The 21,666-nt window shown below is 65.3% G+C and carries 21 protein-coding genes; 6 read left to right on the top strand and 15 right to left on the bottom strand.

What is annotated here, in order from left to right; genetic code table 11:
- Positions 1–74: 74 nt before the first annotated feature.
- From WIX41_RS14575 to WIX41_RS14555, 5 genes are all read left to right on the top strand, one after another.
- Positions 75–1,733 carry a FecR family protein gene (locus WIX41_RS14575; protein ID WP_339448684.1) on the top strand — a complete coding sequence of 553 codons (1,659 nt, stop codon included), beginning with the start codon at positions 75–77 and terminating at the stop codon, positions 1,731–1,733.
- A complete protein-coding gene (locus tag WIX41_RS14570) occupies positions 1,730–3,370 on the top strand; it encodes a CHASE2 domain-containing protein (protein WP_409187410.1) in 1,641 nt (546 codons plus the stop codon). Before WIX41_RS14575 ends, WIX41_RS14570 begins: the two co-directional genes overlap by 4 nt.
- 205 nt (positions 3,371–3,575) lie before the next feature.
- Entirely contained in the window at positions 3,576–4,031 is a 456-nt protein-coding gene (locus WIX41_RS14565) for a DUF4442 domain-containing protein (protein ID WP_339448680.1), read from the top strand.
- Between the two features lie 220 nt (positions 4,032–4,251).
- Positions 4,252–4,929, top strand: a complete 678-nt coding sequence (locus WIX41_RS14560; protein ID WP_339448678.1) for a DUF502 domain-containing protein — start codon at positions 4,252–4,254, stop codon at positions 4,927–4,929.
- Positions 4,930–5,081: 152 nt separating this feature from the next.
- A complete protein-coding gene (locus tag WIX41_RS14555; RefSeq protein WP_339448676.1) occupies positions 5,082–6,998 on the top strand; it encodes a DUF885 domain-containing protein in 1,917 nt (638 codons plus the stop codon).
- Positions 6,999–7,037: 39 nt separating this feature from the next.
- Here WIX41_RS14555 and WIX41_RS14550 read toward each other — a convergent pair whose 3' ends face one another.
- From WIX41_RS14550 to WIX41_RS14500, 11 genes are all read right to left on the bottom strand, one after another.
- A complete protein-coding gene (locus WIX41_RS14550) occupies positions 7,038–7,322 on the bottom strand; it encodes a hypothetical protein (protein ID WP_339448674.1) in 285 nt (94 codons plus the stop codon).
- Positions 7,322–8,008 carry a hypothetical protein gene (locus tag WIX41_RS14545; RefSeq protein WP_339448672.1) on the bottom strand — a complete coding sequence of 229 codons (687 nt, stop codon included), beginning with the start codon at positions 8,006–8,008 and terminating at the stop codon, positions 7,322–7,324. The genes WIX41_RS14550 and WIX41_RS14545 overlap by 1 nt, the downstream gene beginning before the upstream one ends.
- Positions 7,992–8,531 (bottom strand): hypothetical protein, encoded by a 540-nt coding sequence (locus WIX41_RS14540; protein ID WP_339448670.1) that lies wholly within the window; start codon positions 8,529–8,531, stop codon positions 7,992–7,994. The genes WIX41_RS14545 and WIX41_RS14540 overlap by 17 nt, the downstream gene beginning before the upstream one ends.
- Positions 8,532–8,535: 4 nt before the next feature.
- Complete coding sequence (gene sctJ, locus WIX41_RS14535; protein WP_339448668.1) at positions 8,536–9,369, bottom strand: type III secretion system inner membrane ring lipoprotein SctJ; 834 nt, start codon at positions 9,367–9,369, stop codon at positions 8,536–8,538.
- Positions 9,366–9,653, bottom strand: a complete 288-nt coding sequence (sctI, locus tag WIX41_RS14530; RefSeq protein WP_339448666.1) for a type III secretion system inner rod subunit SctI — start codon at positions 9,651–9,653, stop codon at positions 9,366–9,368. Before sctI ends, sctJ begins: the two co-directional genes overlap by 4 nt.
- Before the next feature lie 71 nt (positions 9,654–9,724).
- Positions 9,725–10,048 carry an EscF/YscF/HrpA family type III secretion system needle major subunit gene (locus WIX41_RS14525; protein WP_339448664.1) on the bottom strand — a complete coding sequence of 108 codons (324 nt, stop codon included), beginning with the start codon at positions 10,046–10,048 and terminating at the stop codon, positions 9,725–9,727.
- Between the two features lie 28 nt (positions 10,049–10,076).
- Positions 10,077–11,237 (bottom strand): PrgH/EprH family type III secretion apparatus protein, encoded by a 1,161-nt coding sequence (locus tag WIX41_RS14520; protein ID WP_339448662.1) that lies wholly within the window; start codon positions 11,235–11,237, stop codon positions 10,077–10,079.
- Between the two features lie 220 nt (positions 11,238–11,457).
- A complete protein-coding gene (locus WIX41_RS14515; protein WP_339448660.1) occupies positions 11,458–12,054 on the bottom strand; it encodes a lytic transglycosylase domain-containing protein in 597 nt (198 codons plus the stop codon).
- Complete coding sequence (locus WIX41_RS14510; RefSeq protein WP_339448658.1) at positions 12,054–12,302, bottom strand: phosphopantetheine-binding protein; 249 nt, start codon at positions 12,300–12,302, stop codon at positions 12,054–12,056. Before WIX41_RS14510 ends, WIX41_RS14515 begins: the two co-directional genes overlap by 1 nt.
- Entirely contained in the window at positions 12,299–15,544 is a 3,246-nt protein-coding gene (locus WIX41_RS14505; RefSeq protein WP_339448656.1) for a hypothetical protein, read from the bottom strand. The genes WIX41_RS14510 and WIX41_RS14505 overlap by 4 nt, the downstream gene beginning before the upstream one ends.
- Positions 15,545–15,640: 96 nt before the next feature.
- The gene (locus WIX41_RS14500) at positions 15,641–16,282 is read right to left on the bottom strand and encodes a hypothetical protein (protein WP_339448654.1); all 642 of its coding nucleotides are present in this window, start codon (positions 16,280–16,282) and stop codon (positions 15,641–15,643) included.
- Positions 16,283–16,297: 15 nt separating this feature from the next.
- Between WIX41_RS14500 and WIX41_RS14495 the strand changes: the two genes are divergently transcribed.
- Positions 16,298–16,621 (top strand): hypothetical protein, encoded by a 324-nt coding sequence (locus WIX41_RS14495; RefSeq protein ID WP_339448652.1) that lies wholly within the window; start codon positions 16,298–16,300, stop codon positions 16,619–16,621.
- A 218-nt stretch (positions 16,622–16,839) separates the two neighbouring features.
- On the opposite strand, the gene WIX41_RS14490 is transcribed toward WIX41_RS14495, so the two are convergent.
- From WIX41_RS14490 to WIX41_RS14475, 4 genes are read right to left on the bottom strand one after another with little or no spacing between them, the layout of a single operon-like run.
- On the bottom strand, positions 16,840–17,934 hold the full coding sequence (locus WIX41_RS14490) for an IpaD/SipD/SspD family type III secretion system needle tip protein (protein ID WP_339448650.1): 1,095 nt from the start codon (positions 17,932–17,934) through the stop codon (positions 16,840–16,842).
- Positions 17,935–17,941: 7 nt separating this feature from the next.
- Positions 17,942–19,243, bottom strand: a complete 1,302-nt coding sequence (locus tag WIX41_RS14485; RefSeq protein ID WP_339448648.1) for a hypothetical protein — start codon at positions 19,241–19,243, stop codon at positions 17,942–17,944.
- 39 nt (positions 19,244–19,282) lie between these two features.
- A complete protein-coding gene (gene sctE / locus WIX41_RS14480; protein ID WP_339448646.1) occupies positions 19,283–21,094 on the bottom strand; it encodes a type III secretion system translocon subunit SctE in 1,812 nt (603 codons plus the stop codon).
- Positions 21,091–21,624: a SycD/LcrH family type III secretion system chaperone gene (locus WIX41_RS14475; RefSeq protein WP_339448644.1), complete on the bottom strand. Its 534-nt coding sequence runs from the start codon at positions 21,622–21,624 to the stop codon at positions 21,091–21,093. The genes sctE and WIX41_RS14475 overlap by 4 nt, the downstream gene beginning before the upstream one ends.
- Positions 21,625–21,666: the final 42 nt, after the last annotated feature.

Below are 21,666 nucleotides of genomic sequence, written 5' to 3'. Positions count from 1 at the left end.
GAATCCCTGCACTGGTGCCGGGCAATAATGTGATCGCGGTCCAGTTTTCGACCGCGATCCATTCGAGGGGAACCGTGAGTTCGATTCGCTTCCCGCGCGCCTGCGCCGGTTCCGCCCGCCTGCTGGTGCTGCTGGCGTTACTGCTGTCCACCTTCCCGTTGCTGGCCCAGGACTGGAGCTACCGGGTCCGTCCCGGCGACACCTTGTGGGACTTGGGCGCGCGTTACCTCAAGCCTGACGTGCCATGGGAGAAGCTGCAGGCGCACAACCGCGTTTCCGACCCATACCGGCTACCGCCCGGCACCCAGCTGCAGTTCCCCATTGCCTGGCTGCTGGTGCAGCCGGCACCGGCGCGCGTGCTCGCCGTGCGCGGCCCGGTGCAGGTGCGGCTGGGCGACAGCGGCCCCCTGCGCGATGTAGTCGAAGGCGAACTGCTCGGCATCGGCGCACACCTGCACACCGGCGCCGACGCCAGCGTCACCCTGGCCTTCGCCGATGATTCGCGCCTGCAACTGCGCGAACACTCGCACCTGCGCCTGGACCAGCTCAGCCGCTACGGCCACACCGGCATGGTCGACACCCGCCTGCGCCTGGAACAGGGCCGCACCAGCAACCGGGTCACACCGGCCAAGGGCCCGGCCTCGCGCTACATCATCGATGCGCCCACCGCCACCAGCAGCGTGCGCGGTACGCAGTTCCGGGTCAGCGCCGGTGGCGAGGGCCACACCGCCGCCACCGAGGTACTGGAAGGGCGCGTGCAGGTCGGCAACCGGCGCGGCCAGCAGCTGGTCACACGCGGCCAGGCCACGCGCAACCGGGCGCTGGACGCCCGCCCCGACCGGCCCGAAGCACTGCTGCCCGCCCCTGCCCTGACCCGCGCCGGGCTGCGCCTGGACCCGTTGCCGGCGCGGCTGGCGTGGGAACCAGTAGCGCAAGCCACCCACTACCGGGTAGAAGTAGTGCGCGCCGATCAGCCGGAGATTCTCTTGTTCGCCAGGGACACCGCCGACACCACCATGACCGTGCCCGACCTGCCCCCCGGCCTGCTGCGGCTGCTGGTGCGCGCGGTCAGTGCCGATGGCGTGGAAGGCCTGGATGCACAGGCCGATTTCGAGGTCCACGACCAGCCGGCGGCACCGCTCACGATCCGCCCGGTCAATGGCGAAACCATCAACAGCCCGCGTCCACGCTTCGAATGGAGCCAGGTCGCCGGTGCCGCCAGCACCGTGCTGCAGGTCGCGACCGAGCCGCAGTTCCTGCAACCGGTGCTGGAGCAGGAAAACCATGGCACCCGGGCGCGTGCCCACGCAGACCTGGCCCCGGGCGAGTACTTCTGGCGGGTGGCCTCGCGCGACGGCAACGGCCAGCGAGGCCGGTTCGGCCAGCCGGTAGCACTGGGCATCAGCGACGCGCCGGTCGACCCCGCGCTGCAACCACCGCAGGCCGCCAAGGGCCAGCTCACCCTGCGCTGGCAGCCCGGCGAGCCCGGCCAGCGTTACCGCGTACAACTGGACCGCCGCGGCGATTTCGCCCGGCCGCTGCTCGACCAGCAGGTGGAGCAACCGGAGGTCTCCCTCAAGCGCCCGTGGCACGGCACCCTGCATGTACGCGTGCAGTACATCGATGACGATGGCTTCGCGGGCCCCTTCTCGCCCGCGCAGCAGGTCACGCTGCCGTGCCGCACCTGCCAGGGCGCCGGTGCGGGCGCCCTGTTGCTGCTCCTGCTGCTGTGAGACCCCTCACGCTCTCCTGGCCCCGGCGCATCGTGCTCGCGGTGCTGGTGGGCGTGCTGGCGGCTGTGGCCAGCCACGGGCAGTGGCTCTGGAAGCAGGATGAAGCGATCTACGATGCCTACGTGGGCGCCTGGGAGTACACGCCCGATCCGCGCCTGCTGGTGGTGGCCATCGATGACGCCAGCCTGCAACAGCTCGGCCAATGGCCGTGGCCGCGTTCCACCCATGCCCGCCTGCTCGACCGCCTCACGGCCGCCGGCAGCCAGCGCGTGGTGTTGGACCTGATGCTGTCCGAACCGGACCGCCAGGACAGCGCGCAGGATGCCGAGCTGGCCACCGCAATCCGCCGCAACGGGAACGTGGTGCTGCCGGTGTTGGCCGCGCCATCGAGTGGGCCGCGCATGGCCGAGGAACTGCTGCCGATTCCACTGATCGCGGCCAACGCCTCGACGCTGGGCCACAGCGACATTGAAGTAGATGCCGACGGCGTTACCCGTGGCCTGTACCTCAGTGCGGGCATAGGTTCACCGCATTGGCCGGCGCTGGGCCTGGCGCTGACCAGCCAACGCGGCCCGTTGTCGGGCCTGCGCGCGCCCCGCCCGCAGCACGATTCGCCGTACCAGTGGCACCGCAACCACTACGTGCGCGTGCGCTTCGCCGGCCCGCCCGAACGCTTCCCGCAGGTGTCGTATGTAGACGTACTCAATGGCGATGTCGATCCCGCCGTGCTGCGCGACCGGCTGGTGCTGGTCGGCATGACCGCCAGCGGCATCGCCCCGCGCCTGCTCACCCCGACCACCCGGGAGCGTTGGATGAGCGGCGCCGAATTCCAGGCCAACGTGGCCTCGATGCTGCTCACCCACAACGTGATCAACGTGCTGGCGCCACCGTGGCAGGCGGCATTGAGCGGACTGTTGGTGGCGTTATGCGCATTGGGCCTTACCCTGTCCCGCGCTGTAGCCAGCGCACTGCTCGCGCTGCCGCTGGTCCTGCTGTCCAGCTTCGTGATGCTGCGCGCAGGCCATGTCTGGTTCGCCCCGGCCGCCGCGCTGACCTGCATGCTGGCGGTGATCTGCGCCTGGGCACTGTGGCGGATCGCCGCCTGGCGCCGCCAGGCCAACAGCGATGCCTTGACCGGGCTGGGCAATCGCCTGCGTTTTGAACAGACCCTGCAACAGGAACACGACGCAGGCCGCCGCAGCGGCCGCCCGCTGACCCTGGCGCTGATCGACGTGGACCACTTCAAACAGCACAACGACCTGCACGGCCACCATGCCGGCGATGCAGTGCTGCGCCGGATCGCCACCGAGATCCGCGCGCATGCGCGCCGCCCGCGCGACATGGCCGCACGTTTTGGCGGCGACGAGTTCGCACTGGTGCTGCCCGACACCACCGCCGACGGCGCGGTGCAGGTGGTCGAAGACCTGATTGCTGCGGTACGCGGCATGCACCTGACGCTCGGCCCGCAGCAGCACGCGCAGATCACTCTCAGCGTGGGCCTGTACACCCACACCCCCGACGCCACCACCGAACCGCGCCATTACTTCGAAGGCGCCGACGCAGCCCTGTACCGCGCCAAGGCAGCAGGCCGCAACGGCTACGCCACCGGCGACATGGGAACCGGACCCGACGCGTAGAGCCACGCCCTGCGTGGCTGAAATCTGAAAGCCCGCGCAGAAACAAACCGCGACCATCGGCACCCCGTCCCGACGCGCGACCACACCACGGTGACCATGTCGCCCGCTGGGCATGACGCCACAACTGGCGCGGCGGCGCCAGGCACTCTCCATACGTATGCGGATGGTAGACTTCCTGCACCTCCCCTGCCTGCACCTGCTTCCAATGAAGGCCAACCTGTTCCGCCACGGACTCAATCTGTGGCCGCCGTTCCTGTTCGCCGGCATCCACGTAACCGAGGTGAGCCCGGACTATCGCCATGTCCGGGTGGAACTGCGGATGCGCCCATGGAACCGGAATTACGTCGGCACGCACTTTGGCGGCAGCCTGTTCGCGATGACCGATCCATTCTGGATGCTTACCGTCATGCAGAACCTGGGGCGGGATTACTACGTGTGGGACCGGGCGGGCGAAATCGAGTTCCTCAAGCCCGGCCGTGGCACGGTCAGCGCCGAGTTCCGGCTGGATGAGGCGCTGCTGGATCAGTTGCGGGCGGCTACCGCCGGCGGCGAGAAGTACCTGCACTGGTTCAGCAATGACATTGTCGATGCGCAGGGCGAAGTCGTGGCGCGCGTGCGCAAGCAGGTGTACATCCGGTTGAAGCCGCAGGCGCGCGGTTGACGCCGTGCCGACCAACACCCGGCACCCGGCACGGTAGTGCCACGCCCTGCGTGGCAACCGCAGAAATTCCGCCCCGGGTAGTGCCACGCCCTGCGTGGCACGTATCGACCAACGGTCGCTACCTACCTGGCCCTTTCCGTCAACACAGCATTCCCCGACAGGACGCATTCTGCGGCGGCTGACAGCGTAAACCGGCCCGTCGCCCCGCTACAATGCGCCGATGTCGCCCGAAGCCCCCCACCTTGTTCCGCGCCCTTCCCTGCAGCGCCTGTTCCTGACCGGCCTGCTCACCCTGTTGCCGATCTGGCTCACCTGGGTGGTCATCAAGTTCGTGTTCGTGCTGCTCTCGGGCATCAGCAGCCCGCTGGTGGTGCCGCTGTCGGCGCAGATTGCCGCCTCGTTCCCGCATTACCTGGGCTGGGTCAAGGTCGAGTGGATGCAGAACGTGATCGGCCTGCTGGCCACGCTGCTGGTGATCCTGAGCGTGGGCGTGCTGAGCCGGCGCGTGATCGGCCAGCGCCTGCTGCGCTGGTTCGGCGCGGTGATCAAGCGCATTCCACTGGCCAGCACCATCTATGAAAGCGCCAAGAAGCTGCTGGACATGCTGCAGACCGAGCCGGGCACCACCCAGCGCGTGGTGCTGATCGATTTCCCGCACCGGGACATGAAGGCGGTGGGGCTGGTGACGCGGGTGATCCGCGAACAGGGCACCGGCCGCGAGCTGGCGGCCGTATATGTGCCGACCACCCCGAACCCGACCTCGGGTTATCTGGAAATCGTGCCGGTGGAACTGCTTACGCCGACCGATTGGACCGTGGACCAGGCCATGAGCTTCATCATTTCCGGCGGGGCCGTGGCCCCGGAATCCGTGCCGTTTACCCGCGCCGGGGAGCGCTGAATGCGGGCTTGACGTTTCGGTGTGCATTGCCTGGGACACGCCTGGCGTGTCTTTACGCTGTACACCTGGAACCTGACCGGGAGCCGGGGATGGTTGTGTCCGGCTGATTCAGGCAAGCTCCCGGGTCTGTATAGGATTCACGGAAGCATTCGATGCCCCACCCCGCCCGTGCCTTGGCGCTTGTCATTGCCTCGCTGCTGGTCTTCAGCGCCGCTGCCCCGGCCGAAGCCGCCAAGAAGAAGGCCAACCGGCCCGCCGCCGCACAGACGCGCCAGGCCAAGCCCAAGGCCAAACCACGCGCCCGCCCTGCTGCGCCGCCTGCCCGGCAGCCGCTGGTGCGCCAGCAGACCAAGGCCGCCCAGCTCGAGCGCATCTACGATGAGTACTGGGACGCCTCGATGCGGCTCAACCCGCTGCAGGCCACCTTCCAGGGCGATGCCCGCCATAACGACCAGCTGCCCAACATCCTCTCGCCGGCCTACCGCCAGCAGTCGCACGACTTCACCGAGCAGTGGCTGGGCAAGGTCGAGAAGATCGGCCCGGACGGCCTGACCGGCCAGGACCTGCTGAGCTACCAGATCTTCGTGCGCGATGCGCGCATGTCGCTGGCCGCCGAGAAGTACCCCGGCTGGATGCTGCCGGTGAGCCAGTACTACAACCTGGGCAGCATCATGGCCATCCTGGGCTCAGGCTCCGGTGCGCAGCCGTTCAACACCGTGCAGGATTACGACACCTGGTCCAAACGCTCGCTGGGCATCCCGCCGCTGTTCGACCAGGCCATCGCCAACATGCGCGAGGGCATGCGTGCCGGCGTGGTGCAACCGCGCGACCTGATGGAAAAGGTGCTGCCGCAGCTGGATGCGGTGATCAAGCCCACCGCCGAAGAGAGCATCTTCTGGGCACCGGTGCGCAACATGCCCGACGATTTCCCCGAGGCCGACAAGGCGCGCATCACCGCCGAATACAAGCGCATGATCGAATACCGGCTGATGCCGGCCTACCGCGCCCTGCGCGGCTTCATCGCCACCGAATACCTGCCGGCCACGCGCAGCAGCGATGGCCTGTCCGCCCTGCCCAACGGGCTGGCGTGGTACACCCAGAACATCGTGCAGAGCACGGCCAGCACGCTCACCCCGCAGCAGATCCACGCGCTTGCCGAACAACGCGTGGCCAGCCTGCAGCAGCAGATCGCGGCGGTGATGAAGGAAAACCGCATCCGCGGTTCGCAGCAGAAGCTGATGCGCAGCATGCGCACCGACAAGGACTTCCAGTACGCCTCGCCGGATGCGCTGGTCGCCCGCTACAGGCAACTGCAGCAGCAGGTCGGGGCGCGCCTGCCGGCGCTGTTGGACACCCTGCCCAAGGCCTCGTTGGAAATACGCCCGGTGGAAGCCGACCGCGCCGCCAGTGCGGCAGCGGTGAGCTACCAGCCGCCGCTGCCCGATGGCATGCGCCCGGCGGCGCTGTACGTGAACACCAATGCCCTGCCCACGCGGCGCAGCTGGTCGGCACCGGCGCAGTACCTGCATGAAGGCATTCCCGGCCATCACGTGCAGCTGGGTCTGCAGCAGGAACTGGACAAGCTGCCACGCTTCCGCCGCCTCGGCGGCGACGTGGCGTTCGTGGAAGGCTGGGGCCTGTATGCCGAATCGCTCGGCGATGAACTGGGCGTCTACCAGGATCCCTACGCGCGCATCGGCTACCTGCAGGGCGCACTGACCCGCAGCGCACGCATGGTGGCCGACACCGGCGTGCACGCGCAGGGGTGGAGCAAGAAACAGGCGGTGGATTACCTGGTCAAGACCGCCGGCGTGGCACCAGAAGACGCGGTCGCGGAGGTGGAACGCTTCATGGCGCTGCCCGGCCAGACCCTGGCCAACGGCCTGGGCGAACTGAAGATGATCGAACTGCGCGACAAGGCCAAGGCCGCACAGGGTGCGCGCTTCGACCCGCGCCGCTTCCACGCCGAAGTACTGCGCGATGGCTCGATGCCGCTGGACATCCTGGATGCGAAGATCGAGCGCTGGATTGCCGCTCCGGCCACCAGCGAGGCGCCGCCGGCGCGTTGAAACGCCATGCGGGCCGCAGCGTGCGGCCCGCACTGCAGATCAGGCTTCCTCGGGCTTGGGACCAAGCTTTTCCTCATCACCGAAGATCATGGCCTGCATGAACTCGTGGCACCACCATTTCCGGGCCATTTCCCTGGTCACTTCCGCCATGTCCGGCGGAATCGGCTTGACGTCATGCCCGGGCTCCGGCGGGTCGATGCCAGGCTCCGGCGGGTTGATGGACGGATCGTCCACGGCGGCCTGCATGCGCTGCATCAGCGTCTGTTGCCGGGCCTGCAGACTGCCTTCGTTCAAGGGCGTGGCAACGCCCAATATTTCAATCATCACTCCACTCCATTCGGGGTCAGGGGAAACGGCAACCGTTTGAGCCGGGCATCGATCCCGAGCGCATACGCACCGGCGCGTTGTTGCGCGGCCGTCTCCAGTGCATCGGCATCCACACTGGCTTCCACCGCGGCGGCAATGGCCGACACCGGATCCAGTTCAAACAGCAGCGGGCCGGCCTTGAGCATCGGCAGTGCCGAGCGCGCAGTGGCCACCTGCAGCGCCGGTGCCTGCGGCTGGCCGGCAAGGTGTGCAAGTACCGCATCGCCCAGTTCGGGGTTCTGCTCCGGCACGTACAGCACCAGCGACGACTCGGCGGCAGCGAGCAGCTGTTCGCAACGGCGCACCACCAGCGTTGCTTCCACGCCTTCGGCCGCCAGGCTGGCTGCAATCACCTCGCGCAGCCTGCCCAGCACTGCCTCGCGCAATGCCTGCACGTCGCCCAGCGCTGCCGCCAGCAGCGGCACCGCTTCGGCAATGGCGTCCGCATAGCCCTGCCGGAATCCGTCGACACGGGCCTGCGCGATGGCCGCGTCCACCTGGGCCGGCACCGCCCCCAGCACCGCCGAGGCACGGCGGCGCGCGGCCGATTCGAGCTGGTCCGCACGCGCCGCCTGGCCCAGGGCGCTGGGTGCGATCACCCCGCCCTGCGCATGCGCCAGCACGTGCTCAGGAAAGCTTTTCAACATAGGTCACCGCCGTCCAGAAAAGGTCCATATCGATACGCTCGCGCGCCAGCGGGCGTACGCCGTCACCGGCCATCGGCGCAAACGGAAGCGACAGCCGCGCAGAGAGCCAGGCCGGCAGCAATGGGGCCAGCGGTTGAAGCTCTACGCCTCCCCACTGCAGCAGCACGGCAGACAGGTCCGTCGGCACCGGCTCCTGTACCACGCCAACAGGCTGCTGCGCATGGCCTGCCCGCATGAACGCCTGCACCGTGGCAGGGAGTGCCGAACAACCGCGCTGCGACGGCAGCCACTCGCGCAGGCGCGCGGCCGCCATCAGGGTTGCCAGCTGCGGCAGCTGCGGCCAGAGGCCGATCAACCGCCGCGTCAGCTGGTCCGGTGGCGCCTCCAGTGACGCTGGCATGGGAAGACGTCGTTGCCGGATCAACGTGGTATTCAGCCAGCGCTGCTGGTCAAGCGTTGCGTCGGCGTACGCCGCCTTCCACGGCCGGTAGTACGCGGCCGGTGCATACGCGATGTGCATGACCTCATGCACCGCGCCACCGCCTCCAGCCGCGCGTACCATCCTGACGACCGGACATCCGCTGCCATGTGTTGCGTGCACGGTTGCCTACCGCCGGTACCAGCCGGACCAGCACCCAGCCGCCCAGCAGCAACAGCAGGGCCACGGCGCCGCACAGCACCATCAAGGCTACCGGCAGGCTGCGCTCGTTGCCGGCAGTCACCGCCAGCGTGCGCGGGCCCTCGACCTCCGTGAGGATGACCGACACGTTGTCGTACTCCACGCCGTCGAAGGTGTTGCGCAGGAATCGCTTTACTGTCTGCAGCAGTACTTCGGCATCGATGCCGGGCTCATGTGCCACCACGGCGGCCACGTGCATGCGACGACGTTCGGCACGCCGGCCTTCGGTACCCAGGTTGGCGTCATAGTTCAGATGCACACGACTGGACTGCACGCCATCAATCAGCTGCAGCGACTCCTCCAACCGCTGTTCCACCGCCGAAATCAGCCGCGCACGTTCACCGAGCGGCGTACTGACAAGAGAATCGGCCGGGAACGCCGCAGATACCTGGCTGCGCGGCGCCGACGGCAGGTCGTTGCGTTGCATCAGGTCAATGGCTTCTGGCAGGTCGCGTGGCCCGACCTGGACCTGATATCCGCCTTTGCCGAGGTTGAGCTTCTCGGCATCGATATTGTGGCGCAGCAGCACGGCAATCACTTCATTGGCCTGGCGCTCGTCCAGGTTTTCCAACAACGGCTTGCGTGCGCAGCCCACCAGCAGCACCAGCGCAAGCAGCGGCAGCACCACGCGCCACCGGCCCAGGCGACGCACAGTGTCCGCAAAAGGCGGCATGTTCATGATTTGAGCAGCGTCTCCACCGTCTTGTTGGCGTGGTTGGCGAGGCCGGCGGCCACGATCATGCGCTTGGTGTAATCGGCCAGGTTCAGCTGCAGCTCGTACAACGCAGCGGGGCTGGACGCGGTGACGGGGTCGTTGCTGGCTGCCTGGATCGCGGCAAGGTCATTGCCGGCGCTGACATAACCGTTGGCCAACGCATGGCTCATGCGGTCAGAGAGCGGTACGGCGACGCCTTCAGCGCCGCCCACCACGTCGATCTCGGTGGCGATCTGTGTCACTTGCACGGGTGCATCTCCTGCGGAACTTCCGCATACGGTCCTGGTACCGGCAGCACGGCTGCCGGCACAGGATTTCATCAGCCCAGGTTGCGGGCGTTCTGCTTCTGCATGTCCGACAGGCTCTTGGCCGAGTTCGACTGCAGGGTGCGGTAGGTGGTGTAACCGGACAGGGCGGTCTGGTAGTCGGCAAGATACGCCGGGTTGGTCGGATCGCCGCCTTCACCGTTCTCGTCACCTGCGATCTTCGCGAACGCTTTATCCAGCGCGTCCTTCAGCTTCGCCACACCTTTGTCGAATTTATCGCTGTGATCGCCCAGCCAGCCCCACTGCGGCCCCTGCACATCACCGTCAAAATCGCTACCAGGTTCAGGCCTGATAACGCCATGTACTGCCAAAGTCATCGCAATTTCTCCAAAGAAATAAGGAAACTCAACGGCTACCTGCCGTGGAAAACTCCCAGCGACCCTCGCCCACAGAAAGCAGCTGGTCCTGGGAATACTGGTAGGAACGCCCCTTGAGCAGGTCGTCCCACAAACGGATGCTGATGCGCACGCGACGCTCGCCCCACTGCTGCACGAAGTCGTCGCGGTAACGCGCCATGGCGTGCAGCGATGCGTCATCAAGGAATACATCGTTGGAGATGCTCGCCCGCCCAGCGTGGTTGCCGGTCCGGGTGGTAATGCCCCGCGCGCGCAGTTCGTCGCGGGCCATCGCCACCAACTGCCCATCGCCCACCGAGCGGACATCGATGCTGGCGGCGTACGGCATCTGCGGCACCAACAGTGCCTGCACCTGGCGGCGGCGCTCGGCATCATTCATGCCCAGTGCGGTGATCACCACTTCCGGGTGCTGCGGGTCGCGCAGGCGGATGACCGCATACGGCACGCTGGAACTGTCCAGCACCGCGCCAATGCGCGCCGCCTCCACATGGCGGTCGCGGTACTGATCGCCCAGGCGCCCGGCGCGCTGGCTGGCACGCTGGCCCCAGGCCACGGCTTCGGCGTTGTCGCCAAACGCGTACAGGCGGCCATCCGCATCGTGCACAACGGTGTAGTTGTAGGGTGACTTCGCCAGCACCGCTTCCAGCGTGCGAACCTGAGTGGCCGGGCGCTGGCGGTCGTAGAGCCACCAACCGCCTGCGCCGACCACCAACACCAGCGCCATCGCGGCAATCCAGTGACGGGCGCCAACACCGCGCGTGGGGCGTTTCACAGGCGTAGAGGTCACACCTTCGTCGACGACTACCGGCAGGCGATGATCCAGCACCGCAGTCGACCAGGACTCCGCGTCCGGGCGCACCGCCAGCGCCAGCCCTGCAACGTGCACGACGACATTGAGCGGCAGCGCCTGTGGAAGCCAGAGATCTGAACCTTCCGTACGAACTTCCAGCGTAATGCTGTCGTCGGTCAAGTGGACACGGAACGACGCAGGTGCAAGATCGCCGGGGATGTAGAACACGTTGTCGGCATTTGCCAACGTGGCGCCCAGCTGGCCCTGGTGCAGGGTGCGGGCCGGGCCGACATGGAACACGGTGTCGCCGGGCGAGAGGGTGAATTCCACACCATCGAGCGGGCCGGAAAGCAATTTCAACTTGTGCGCGGGGAACATTGGAGTCCGGGGAATGCGGGATCGGAAGCGCCGTTGCACAAGGCATTGCGGCGACGACGCGCAGACTGACAGCTCCCCCGGACCCCTTACATGAAGAAAGTTTCAATGTCCGTTTACTGCATTTTGTTGCAGTGCTGCCTATCGTTGAATGCACTGACGTCGCACGTACTGCGGCGATCGAGCGGTTTCGATTCTGCCGCGATCAGTGGTGCGAGCGTTGGTACAGCGCAGAAACTTTCTCGACGTATCGCCGCGTTTCGGCAAATGGGGGCACGCGGTTACCGTGGCGCTGCACCGCGCCTTCGCCCGCGTTGTAGGCGGCCAATACAAGGGTGAGGTCGCCACCGAAACGGCGCTTGAGCCAGACCAGGTACGCGGTGCCTGCGCGCAGGTTCTGCAGCGGATCAAACAGGTCGCTGGCGCCAAAGCGCTTGCCGGTGGCGGGAATGACCTGCATCAGGCCGAGCGCGCCTGCGTGGGAACGCGCCTGCGGGTTGTAGGCGGATTCCACGGTGACGATGGCATGCAGCAGTCGCGCGTCCACACCGTGCTCAGCGGCGACCTGCTCGATCAGGGGGCTCCAGCGCGCTGCGGCCTTCGGAGCGGGCGTCACGTTGGGCGCACGTGGAACCGGCTGTGGCACGTACGGCCGCAGCGGATCAAACGCCTTGGCCCCCGCGAGGGGGGCCGTGGATACCTGTAGCTGGCCATTGCGATCCAGGCTGGCGAACACCTGGCTGGCACTGGCCGGTGGGACGGTGGCGGCCAACGCCACCACCAGCCCCGCTTTCCACTTCATCACGCCAGCGCATCCGGACCGGCGATCGCCAGATGCAGATCGGCCAGCGTGACCACATCCCGCAGCGCCTCGGCAGTCGGCAGGGTAGCGCCGGCTTCCTCGATCTGGATCAGCAACGCGTGCATCTCCAGCGAGTCCACGTCCAGGTCTTCGACCAGACGCTGCTGCGAACCGACCTCCTCCAGCGGCCGCCCAAGATGGGCGGCCGCCAGTTTGCGCAGGTCCTGCAGGCTCAATACCGTGGTCACGGTGCTGCCCGCTGCTGGATGACACGTTCCAGGTCGGCCATAAGCGCTGCCCGCGGATCAATCGGAGTACCTACCCGCGCGACCGGCTGGGGGTCCCAGCTTGCCTCCTCGTTCTGCGTCGACGCTACTTCACGTTCGGCCTCTTCCCTCAACTTCCGCGCTCTCAGCAGATCGACGATACGGGCCAACTCCACCTTGTGTGCCGACTTGGGTTCCGCCGTTTCGAGGTCGGCGACCCTGGCGACAGGCTGGGCCTCCCAGTTTGCACGGGCAAAGCGTGTCGGCGAGTCATTGCCGGAGTCGTGGCTTTCGGTACGCTGCCACTCCGCTGCGGTATCGGCAGCATCGGAAATGGATTCGATCTCGGAGAAGTCCTCGAGCACCCCGTCTGCCTCGCTCGACTCCGAACTACTGATCGAGGAGGCGGCCCCGGATGCGGGTTCATCCCGGCCCGGACCGAACTTTTCCCTGAAGCGCTCCCATTGTTTCGCGCGGAATGCCGCGAGCTCCGTATCGCTCTGTTGCCGGCTGAGCTCACCACGGGACACCCTGGATCCCTTGATGATCAGCTGCCCGAACGTATCGGCGTCGATGCCATCATCCGAATCCACGCTCAGCTGCGAAACGCTGCGCGTGAACGGCAGCGAGGTCCGCGCGACCTCCAACGGCGTTGGCGTCGCCCGGTTCAATACAGACTGTGGTGATTCAGCCGATGGCGTCAGCCCACGCGGCGTGAAATCAACGGTGATGCTTTCGTCGTCCCGCGGCAACTCCACCGCATCATCAAACCGGACCTGGCGCGACAGTTCGCCACGCGACGACCGGGAACCGGCAATGATCTGGTCGCGCAGCGAGTCGGCGCGGCTGCTCGCAGAACTCACACTTGCGAGCGAGTCCAGGCGGCTGCGTGCCCCCACCGGCTGCACCGATTCAGGCGCCGAGGGGATCGATCGTGCCGGCACAGACATCGGCGAGGGAACGGCAGCGGGTATCGACGGCATCATCTTTCGGCTCCTGAATGCTTCGAATGCCTGGTCCAGTACGGACGCTGGCTCTCTGATCACCATGGGGGTCGGCGGCGCCGGGGAACGATGGTTCCTGTCCAGCGCATGCTTCGGCATGACGTTGCCCTGCCCGTGTCGCTGGATGAGCTCCAGGAATTCATCCAGCGGTGCCGCCGCCGGCTCCTTGACGGGACCGGTGCTGAACGGAACGAACGGCGTACCGGCGTTTTCGCCGCGCTTCTTGACGTAGTCCTTCACGTCGCTGGGCAGAATCACCCGGAGGGGGCTGAAGCCGTTCACCGCGTCCCACGGCCTGTCCGCCTTGTACGCGCGCTCACCCGTCGGTGCGAACGGATCAGGGTCCAGCGGCCCCACGTCTATCCTCAGCGCGCTCAGGTAGTGCCTGTACTCCTGATACAGGCCGTTGGCTGCGAACGGCGCACGGGGGTTGCCCAAGCGATTGCCATCATTGCGATCCTGCAGCCGGCGGTTCTGCTCGTTCCGCTGGCCCTCCAGACGCTGCTGCGTACCGCCCAGACGTTGCTGCCGCTGCAGTCGGTTACTGGAGTGATCGGTCTGATCCAGGCCATGAAGCTGGCGGCCACGCTGCTGCTGATCGTCGGGATGGATAATATCGTCCAACTGGCCGTCCGGCGGGAGCTGGCCGCCCGATGGGTTGCGGATCTGGTGATCGGTGCGTTCGTACTTGTTGCTCTGGTCACCGAGCCCGCGCGTGTCCTTCTGGTTACCCTGGCTATCCACATTCCTGCGGAGATGCTGGGCGCCTTCGCCGTTCTGCGAGTTCAGAGCGTTCTGGTTGCCCTGATCGAACTGGTTGCGCTTGTCCAACTGGTTGCGCTTGTCGAACAGGTTCCGCTGGTCAACCTTCGTTTCCCGATCAGCCCGCAGCACACCGTCGCCATTGCCAGCGTCGGCACGGCCGCGCGGCTGCTCCGGGTCGGTGTTGGCCGAACCATCAGCGCGCACGGGGCCCTTCTGGTCGTCATTGCGAGAGATCAGGTCGTCTGTCGAGGTCGCTTTGTCCTCAACATCCACCTGAATGCGGTCGCCCTGCGGAACGCGCGTCTGCCCATTGCCGTTGGCGAACTTTTCAAGACGCTCCTGTGTCTCCAGCAGCCGTCGCTCCAGCTTGTCGATGTACTCATCCTGATTTCGTACGATCTCAGTCAGCCGCCCCCGTTCGAAGGCATCCTCCCGGGCGTCATTCAACAGGTTGCGCAGATCGCTCAGCTGGAGCGGCGGCTTGTCGAGCAGCTTGATGAGGTCGCTGAAGTCGTTCTTGACAACGTTGTAGTTGATCGGAGCGCCGTCCCGCATCTTCTGCTGCACCCATGCAGGCGGTTCGGGTGGGGCGTTCGAGCGCTGCGGTGCGTCAGGCTCGTCCCCAGCGGAGCCCCGCTGGCTTTGCAGAATGTATTCCGGCGTCTTGAGCAACTGCAGGACCGCAGTCTGCAGGTCCTCGGTGCCGCCGCTCTCCAGCAGCGCCTTCAGCACCTGATCCAGGTGCCTCGCCGCCTGCGCCTGCAGTACCTCGCCCCATTCCGGGGCGCCCTCGGCCTGCTGGAACTTGCCCACAAGGTTGGGAAGCCGCTCGGTCAAACTGTTTGTCATGGCTTCTGGCAGGATTGCCCGCGCCACCCCAGCCAGCAGTTCCTGCCCACCGATTTTGGCAGCGCACTCAACCATGACCCTCTTCCCTGCAGCAACCGCATCACAGACCTTCTCGGTACTCGGGCAGAAAGCAAGGTAAACCGCGTCGGGTTCGGTTCGTTTGCATTTTCCGGTCTTGATTCCCGTCTTGATGATGGCGTCATCAAGCTGCTTCAAATGCTTGACCAGCTTTTCATCGCCGGGTGATGCACGCAGCAGCGACGCCACGCCCTCGCGTACCGCACCGATTGCCGTGAGATGAACCAGCAGAACAGGGCCCAGATTGTCACAAGTGTCTGGGCTAAGCAGCTGCAGCGTTCGGTTCAACGCAGCCGCGTCCTTTCCGGAGACGTTCTTGAGGGCGTCCTTCATAACGTCGTGTGCCACGCCGATCGCGTGGCCATGTGTCCTGCGCTCATGCGTACCGGGCGTGCGGCCAAGCTGGCAACGCGTGAAGCTCGGCGCGTTGCGCATATCGGTCAGGGACAGCTTTCCCAGCACCCCGTGCAGAAAGGCATTATTGGGAATTCGGGGGGCCGCGGCGGGCCCAACCGGGTTCGCATTCATACCAGGCATAACGTTTCTCCAAACAGCTGCATAAGTCAGTTCCGTGCACGAAGCGCTTGGTGGCTTCGGCGAAAGTGTCGGCCGCGGAGCTCAGGCTCACGGGGCCCGCAAAACGTACTCAGGGGTCTTCAACAGGTGAAAGATGGCGGCTTGCAGGTCCTCGGCACCGCCACACTCCAGATACACCGTCAGCGTCCGGTCCACGAATCGGGCGGCCTCCGCCTGCAACACCTCGCCGAACTCCGGAGCACCTTCGGGCTGCTGGAACCTCGCCAGCAGGTGCGGCAGCCGCTCGGCAATGCTGTTGGTCATGGCTTCTGGCAGGATCGCCTGCGCTACCCCGCCCAACAGTTCCTGACCACCAATCTTGGCGACGCAGTCCACCATGACCTTCTTGCCCGCCGCAACCGCATCGCAGACCTTCTCGGTGCTCGGGCAGAAAGCAAGATATACCGCGTCGGGTTCGGCTCGTTTGCACTTACCGGCCTTGATTCCCGTCTTGATGATGGCGTCATCAAGCTTCTTCAAATACCGGATCAGCGTCTGATCATTGGGCGTAGCACGCAGCAACGCCTCCGCCCCCGCACGCACCGCGCCGATTGCCGTGAGATGAACCAGCAGCACAGGGCCCAGGTTTTCGCCGGTCCGTATACTCAACAGCTGCAGCGTTCTATTCAGCGCGGCCGCGTCTTTGCGGGATGCGCTTCCGACGCCGGCCACCATCAGGTCGTGGGACACACCGATCGCGTGACCATGAGCTCTGCGCTCATGTATACCGGGCGTGTGGCCAAGCTGGCAACGCGTGTAACTTGGGGCATTCCTCACTTCGTGCAGGGACAGCTTCCCCAGCACCCCGCGCAGGAAGGGATTGACCGGCATTCGGGGCGACGCGACCGCGCCGACCGGGTTCGCATTCATACCAAGCAAAGTGTTTCTCCAGGCAGCCGCACAGGTTGGAAGCCGCGGAGGAAGCTCACGTCGGCTTCGCTGATCTTGTCGATTGCTGGGCTCAATTTCTCTACAATATTATTGAATTTACGGATCATCTCATTGAGCTTCTCGCCCAACACCTTGTGACGTGCTTGATCTGTTCCATGTTGCTTTCCTTGGAACTGATCCAGGCGTTGTAACGTGCACTGTCCATCACGTGATCGGCGGGCAGCGGGACGGCAATACCCCCTCTCTACTTTCCATCAGCGGAAATACCGGCACTGAGTTCCAGCGCCGGCTGAGTGATCTACTGCTGCGAACAATCAATGCCTGGGCGCAGTGAGCTCCACCGCGCCTGGACTTCATCAGGTGTTGTGCACGTAGGCGTTGTTGGCCTCGGACATTTTGTCGATGGAGGAGCTCAGGATCTTCACGATGTTGTCGAACTTCTGGGTCATCTCATTGAGCTTTTCACCCAGTACTTTGCTGACGTGCTTGATCTGCTCCATGTTGCTGTCCTTGGCAGAGACCCAGGCGTTGTACTTGGCACTGTCCCATTTCACCGGATACGTCCCGTCTGGATTGTTCGGCCGATATGGCATGGTGTCTACAAGGTCCTGCACCGCCTTCATATTGATCTTGACGTGAAACTTTCCATCGGCGGACTGGGTAACTGCCAGCGGAATGCCCATGGACTTGACAAACGCGTCCGCTTGAGCGCGCGTTGAGAATGAAGCAAGAGCATTGGAATCAAGGCCATAATCATCCATCAGTTTCATCAGATCATGAGCAATCTTGTTGAAATCGATGACGACGTCGCCCTTGTCTCCAGACGCTTCAGGCTTTATCTGCTCCATGATGTCGGAGAATTCCTGGTAGAACTCCAGAAACTTGGCCAGGGATTCCTGGTACTTGCTCAACCATTCGGTCTTCAGCACCTCCAGCAACGCACTGATCTGGGCAAAGAAGTCGGCGTGCGAGTTCCAGATCAGGCCGCTCATATCCATGTCGGCCGGATTCTGCATCGGCGACACGAAGCCCGGCAGGCTGACGTTGTCCTCTTCTTCCACCAGGATCTGCGGCACCAGGAATGAAAAGATGCGCAACAGATCAGTCTGCTGGCGCGTAGACGTCTGCAGGGTGTGCTGCAGCGCGCTGGCCAGCTCGGACTCCTTCTGCTTCTTCCGCTTCAGGTCTTCCATGGCAACCGAATCCGCAAGGACTTCCGTTGCCGCCGGCCCCAGCGTGCCCAGGCCGTCTCCTTCCAGCGCGCTGCTCAGCGCAATCTGTTGGGCCATGGCGCTCCTCGCGCTACGGGCCGCCTGTCCCAGCTGGAGCAGGCGGGAGCGGGTTTCCGGGTCTAGCGCAGGGGCTTCCAGGCTGCCCTGCTTGATGTCGCCCTGCAGGGTCTGCAGGTGGTACATGGCCCCCTGTGCGGCGGCGCTCTTGGTGATTTCCATCAGCTACTCAAGACTTTGAAATGATGTGGGCGGAGGTGGACGAGATCAGGTTGAGCAGGCTTTCATACAGCTGCGCGGCGGCGTCGCGCATCTCACGCGAGCGGGCCGACTGATCCTGCTGCTCATCTGCGATGCGCCGGAAGACATCGGCCACCTGCAGCAATAACTGACGCTCCGCCTCGGTCATTTCGGCTTCGATCTGCACACCTGCGGAGATGGTGCCGCCGATTCCCGGAGCCAGCATGTTCAGCATCATCGCTTGGCTGGCGGGAATCTGCGCGTGCGCCATGGAGGCCCCATGACCTTGATTCAGGGGCTCCGGCGCTGTGCCATGCGAACCCTGCTTTGCCGAGTGGTTGATGGCACGTCCGTCGGCCGCGAGATCGGGCTGAATATCTGCGTCGGCGAGCGCGCCACCCTTCTGCGCCGGCACGGAACTTCCGTCAACGTTTCGTGCCGAACGAAGCTGATCGCTTGGCGTGCCGCTGGCCTTTATGCCACCGCTGACCTTTGCATCGGAAACGCTTGCATTGTTCCCGACACCCTGATTGTTCTTCAGGCTGCCGGTCTGCATCGACGTCGACTTGAAGGTCTGCTTCAACGCCGCCCCGCCGATTGCGCCGGTGAGCACGGCCGAACCGATGGCACCCCCCAGGTTTTCACGGGCCTTCTCGACCCCCTTCTCCCCGGCAATGATGGTGATCTCGCGCTGCATCGTCACCATCTGCGCGCTGTTGTCGCGATCCAGCTTTTCGAACTTGAGCAGCAACTGCCGCAACAGGGCCAAAAGACCACTGAACGGACTGGAGACGATCCAGGCGCCTGCGTTGGCCGAACGCTCCCGCATATCCGCGTCGGCACCGGTTACCCCCTCCGGGCTGCTGGCAATCACCGGGCCATCCATGACGGTGCGCGCGGCTCCTTGGGCAGCAGCGCCTTCTGCAGCGCGTACAGTCGCGCCTTCTTCATGCTGGGTCGGGTCCTGGCTGCCGATAAGGGCGGACAGTACCTGCTGCAGCTTGCCCACGATGCCGGTCAGGCGGGTGCTCGCATCGTCCAGGGAGATCGTGGGTGCACGCAACACCACGGGCGATGCGGCGCTGGTACGTCCGTCTCCGGTCTTCGGGCCCACCAGCAGCTGGCCAGCAATGGCGTCGGTGAGAAGGCGGACGATTTCGTCGTCCATGGCCGTCTGGACCGGCGCGACAGGACGCAAGCCGGCGGCTACCTCCTGCCCGGAGCCCTTGATACCCGGTTCCGAAGGCGGAGAGGCATAACGTGTGGCGTTCAGTACGATTGCGTCGGTCATTGGGTGATCCTTGAAAGTTGAGAACTGTCGGTGCGCGGCTCAGGCCGCGGCACTGCCGATACGGGTGGTGACAAACCGGGCAGCGTCGTGCTGCGCTTCCTGTACGTTTGTCATCTGATTGAACAGATCGAAGATCAGGTTGTTGGTCTGCATGAAGTATTCGAGGATCTTCTGGATCAGGTCACGGAAGATCTTGCTGTCCGCCAGGCCAACTTCCAGATCCTTCAACAGCTTGGCGGCATCGATGTACATATCGGCGATGATGATGGCGCCTACGCCCTGGCTGGCCTGGTTGGCGAACTGCAGGGTGTGCGAGGCCTTGACGGCCTGACCGGTGCGCACCGCAAGGTTATCGGCATTGCTGCCAGTGACCTTGGCGGCGGTCTTGCTGATCGCCTTGGCAACGTCGTCCACGGTGTGGCTGATTGAGCGCGCAGCCGCTTTGATCATCTGCGGCAGTGCTTTGCTGATGGCTTCGGAGACGGCGCGGGTGACGGCCTTGGCCAGGTGCTGCACGGCAGCGGTGCCGGCCATTTTCTTGGTCAGCACAACGGCGGCAATGATCATGGCAGCCACGGCGATCACGCCGAGCACGTCTTTGATCTTGTCGACAATGTCCGTGGACACCCCCAGCTTGGTGAGCACGTCGCCGATCACGTTGCCGACCTGCTTCACCAGCTCCATCACCAGCTTCATGATGGGCTCCATGATCTTGCCCATCACGTTCAGGCCCAGCTCTTCGCCGATGGCCAGGGCCAGGCCCACACCCGCCAACACCATGCTGGCACCGCCGGTGAACGGCGCGGCGACCACCGCCACCACGGTCACCACCCAGCCGATGATCTTGCCGATGCAGCCCATCTTCTTCTGGGCGGCCTCGGCCTTGGCCAGTTCATCCTGGTACTCCTGCGAGCGGCGCAGGTTCTCGGCCTCGCGCAGCTTCAGCACCTCCTGGAGCAGCTTCGTTTCGGCTTCCAGCTTGGCGTCATTGGCCTTGCCGATGATCTCCTGCAGCACAGCCAGCAGCTCGCTGAGCATCGCGGCATTGGTGCGGGCCTTTTCATCGCCACGCGCACTGACACTGCCATTCGGGTCGAGTTTGTCGGCTTCGCTCTTGAAGGCTTCCAGGTCGCCCAGCGCCTTGTCGAGCACGGCCACCGCCGCTGCCAGCGCCTTGGTCGCTTCGCCCACCCGGGCCTGCTGCTCGGCCGCCTTGCCCTTGGCCGCTTCCAGCTGGGCGCGGATGGCGTCCTGCTCTTCCGGCGGTGCGTCGGCCAGCGCCTGTTCCAGCTTCGCGACCTCGGCCTCGGCCTGCTTCAGGGCTTCCAGTGCGGCGGCAAGTTCGCCTTCGGCGGTACCAACGTCGCCCATGGCCGCGTCCACCAGCGCCTGCGCCAGGCGGATCGCTTCGGACAGCTCGGCGGCCGTGGCGGCGCGCTGGGCCAGGCGCTGCTTGACCAGTTCCAGCTGCGAGGCCAGGCTGCGGCTGTTTTCCGTGGTGATCAGTTCGCTCAGCTGCATGACCAGCAGGGTCATGGCCGCTTCCGGGGTCATCGGCGCCTGCGGGGCGCTGCCCGCGCTGGCCTGCTGCATGGCGGCCCGGACCAGCCGGGGCATGTCGGCCTTGCGCAGCGCCGGTGCGTTGGGGTTCGGTGCTTCCGCCGCAGCGGATTGCCCGCTGCGCTCGCCGGCTGCCTTGGCCAGCATGTCCAGGACTTTCCTGTCGATGGCCTCGACCTGCTGCAGCGACGCCGAGCCAAAGCCGGCGGCAACCGTTGCGGCATCGTCCCGTGCGGCGGGTGTTGAGCTGAAGGCCAGCGGCGTGTGGCTGGCGGAAGCGGTGATGATCATGCGGAATCGGTTTCCTCAGTGGTATCGGGAGGGGCGGTGCCATTGCTGGCCAACGCCTGCAGGTAGACCTTGGCCCGGGCAAGCAGGGCCGGATCGGTGGAGCGCAGCTGCACGGTTTCGAAGCAGCCCTTGGCCAGAGCGAGCTTGCCCATGGCCAGGTGGCACTGGCCGACATGCAGCATCGGCCGTTCGTCGCCCTTGAGCAGCGCGTAGGCCAACGCGTACATGTCGATGGCCTTGGCGTATTCCTTCTTCATCTGCAGCACTGCGGCCAGGCCGAGCGCGTAGTCGCCGTTGTAGAAGTCGTACAGGTACAGGAAGCGGAAGAAGGTTTCGGCTTCGTCCAGGCGGCCGTCGGTGTAGAAACGGTGCGCATAGGCGTAGACGCTTTCCAGCAGGTCATCGCTGACCCCCTTCAGATCCTTGATCGCGGCACCGGTCTGGGCGCCTTCGAACAACAGTTGGGCCAGTTCATCGAGCTGGGCCTGGTCGGTTTCGGATCCAGCGGGGGCGTCGGGGGCATAAGTCATGGTGGTTTACCGGGTTGGTGCCAACGGCGCTGCAGGACAAGC

The organism is Stenotrophomonas sp. AB1(2024), from assembly GCF_037482345.1.
Classification (GTDB): domain Bacteria; phylum Pseudomonadota; class Gammaproteobacteria; order Xanthomonadales; family Xanthomonadaceae; genus Stenotrophomonas.
Note: the sequence above shows the minus strand (reverse complement) of the source record. Positions and strands in the feature narration are given on the sequence as shown.